At 69.5% G+C, this 2,825-nt stretch carries 2 protein-coding genes; both read right to left on the bottom strand.

Features of this window, described 5'->3' with window-relative positions; all coding sequences use genetic code 11:
- The coding region (locus ETD96_RS43130) for a pectate lyase family protein (RefSeq protein WP_138642249.1) at positions 1 to 1,147 on the bottom strand (1,147 nt) is incomplete at its 3' end.
- Positions 1,148 to 1,190: 43 nt separating this feature from the next.
- Complete coding sequence (locus ETD96_RS43125) at positions 1,191 to 2,774, bottom strand: carbohydrate-binding protein (RefSeq protein WP_171069525.1); 1,584 nt, start codon at positions 2,772 to 2,774, stop codon at positions 1,191 to 1,193.
- Between the last annotated feature and the right edge of the window lie 51 nt (positions 2,775 to 2,825).

Raw genomic sequence — 2,825 nt, 5'->3', positions numbered from 1 at the left:
GCGTGGGGGTGGGGTCGGTCGGTGTCGGGGTCGGCGACTGCGGCGTGCAGTTGCCGTCCGACACCCGCAGGCCCTTGTTGGCGCCCGCCGTCCGGCTCACGATGTCCGGCACGCAGGCGGCGTCGTCGAGGCTGTAGGAGTAGGGGATGCTGACGGAGGTGTTGGACTGGGGGTTCGGGCCGGCGGGGTGGTTCTCCTCGCCCTCGCTCGTCCAGGTGACGTTGTCGTAGATGTTGCCGGCGACCTGCCAGTAGCCGAGTTCGTCGGTGTAGAAGGTGCCGAGGACGTCCTTGGAGTCCTGGAAGTAGTTGTTCTCGACCTTGATGTGCGCCCCGGCCCGGGAGTTGATGCCGGACTTGGCGAGCCCCACGAAGTGGTTGTCGTAGCTGTGGGCGGTTCCGCCGCGCAGCAGGGGCGTGCGGGAGTCGATGTTCTGGTACAGGTTGTGGTGGAACGTGACGAACCCGTTCGAGGTGTCGCTCTCGCTGGACCCGATCAGGCCACCGCGCCCGGAGTTGCGCAGGACGCTGTAGGACAGGGTCACGTAGCGGGTGTTGTCCTTCATGTCGAAGAGCGCGTCGTAGCCCTCGTCCTCGCCGCCGGACGCCTCCAGGGTGGCGTGGTCGACCCAGACGTTGCGGACGTCGCTCTCCATGCCGATCGCGTCGCCGCCGTTGGACGTGGGGGAGCCCGACTTCTTGACGTTCCGGACGTTCACGTTCTGGATGATGATGTTGCTGGAGTCGCGGATGTGGATGCCCAGCTGGTCGAAGACGGTGCCGCCGCCGACCCCGACGATGGTCACGTTGCTGATCCCCTTCAGCTCGATCCTGTCGTCGGCGGTGTCGCAGCTGCCGCCCGACACCTTGCTGGTGTTGCCGTGGTCGATCGTCCCCTCGACCTGGATGGTGATCGGCGTGCTCGTGCTCGCCCGATTGCACAGGGCCGCGTGGATCGCGGTCCCGGTCGTGGCGCGCACGGTCTGCCCGCCCGCGCCGCCGGTGGTGCCGCCGTTCTGCGTCGCGTAGCCGGTCGCGCCGCCCGCGGCCGCGGCCACGTCGTGCGCCGACAGGGCCGCGCCGGTCGCGGCCGCGACGGCCGCCGCCGCCAGCGCCGCCGAGATCCGCACTGCGACTGCTCGTCTCATCTCGTCCTCGCCTCTTCTCTCGTTCCGGATCCGGGTGCGCCGCTCACGGCGTCGCGGGGCTGCCGCCGAAGGTGACGGCGAGATGGCCGTCCGGGCCGAAGTACCAGCCGAGGGCGCCGGCGTAGGAGGAGCACCGGGACCCGTTGGAGCCGGTCCAGAACTGGTTCGAGCCGTCGGCGTCGCCGACCGTCTTGTCGTTGGAGCCGTCGCCGTCGAAGCGGCACGAGGTGTTGTTCCGGAACACCGAACTGCCCTTGTCGAAGGAGAAGTTGCGCTCGGCGTTGTCGATGGCGACGTTGTAGGAGATCGTCATCGAGCCGGGGTTGCTGTTGTAGGTGAACCCGTGGTGGCCGTTGCCGTAGGCGATGCTGCGGCGCACCGCGTGGTTGACCGCGATGTCGTCGCCGCCGAGCTTGAAGCCGTTGCGGTCGCCGTTGCCGGCCTGGCCGCCGTTGCTGAGGGTGCCGTTGCCGTAGGCGAGGGAGTCCTCGATGGTGACGGCGCCGATCGGGCCCGTCTCGTTCTTGGTGTAGAGGTCCCAGCCGTCGTCGATGTTGTTGTGGGACACGTCGTAGCGGAAGACGTTGCCGGGCCCGGAGGTGAGCTTGGCGGCGAACCCGTCGGCGTCCTCGCCGTCGGAGTCGGCGTTGTCGTGGGACTCCGAGCTGATGACGAGGTTGTCGGACGGCCACTGGCTCTCGGGAGTGTCGGACGCCGTCCGCGAGATCTGCAGCCCGGTGTCCCGGTTGAACCGCGTCACCACGCGCTCGATGACGTTGCCGCTGCCGCCGACGAAGATCCCGTTGTCGCCGGCGTGCTCGACGACGAGGCCGTACAGGTGCCAGTACGATCCGTTCAGCGCGAGCCCGCGGTTGGCGGAGTTCTCGCTCATCGCCGAGAAGTTGAGGACGGGGGTCTCGCCCGGGTAGGCGGACAGCACCGTCCGGTCGCCGGAGCCGCCGTTGTCGCCGGTCGGGATGGTGACCGTCTGCGAGTAGCGGTAGGTGCCGCCGCGCATGTAGATCGTCCCGCCGGGGGCGATGCGGTCGATCGCGGAGATGAGCGTCGTCGGGTCCGACTCGGTCCCGGACGCGCCGTCGGTGCCGTTCGGCGCGACGTACAGCGCGTCGGCGTCGGACGGCGGCGGGGTGTCGTCGCCGTCCGTCTCGACCTCGATGTAGTCGATGTTGGCCAGGCCGTTGGAGGTGGTGGCGGTCAGCCGGACGGTGTTCGCGCCCGCGTTCAGCTGCACGGTGACGGTGGCGGTCGTCCAGGCGTCCCACGAGCCGGTGCCGGCGAACTGCGCCGACGCGGCCGCCGCGCCGTTCACCGTGATGTTCGCGGGCCGGGCGGTGGACGTCCCGTTGGCGTAGCGGACGCGCAGCGTCGCCGTGCCGGCGGCGGGGGCGTTCACGGTGAGCTGCGCGTAGGCGCCGGTCTCGTTGTCGGTGTTGCAGAAGCCGCTGCCGGAGTAGCCGCCGTGGTCGGAGTCGATGGATCCCGTGCACACCGCCGGGGAGTTCTCGGCCTCGTACCGGATCGTGGCGGCCTGCGCAGCGGTGCCGGGCAGCGTCACGAGCGCGCCGGCCAGTAACGTTCCGCAGGCGATCGCTGGTTTGAGCTGCATGGCGGGTTTGAGTTGCATCGTTCGTCTCCAGAGGGGGGAGCTTGGCTGATC

The sequence above is a fragment of the Actinomadura geliboluensis genome, from assembly GCF_005889745.1.
Taxonomy (GTDB): domain Bacteria; phylum Actinomycetota; class Actinomycetes; order Streptosporangiales; family Streptosporangiaceae; genus Spirillospora; species Spirillospora geliboluensis.
The sequence above is the reverse complement of the archived record's forward strand: the minus strand, read 5'-3'. Positions and strand labels throughout refer to the sequence as shown.

Coding starts and splice junctions, on each gene's coding strand:
- ETD96_RS43125 (WP_171069525.1), bottom strand. CDS start 2,774: ATGCAGCTCAAACCAGCGATCGCCTGCGGAACGTTACTGGCCGGCGCG.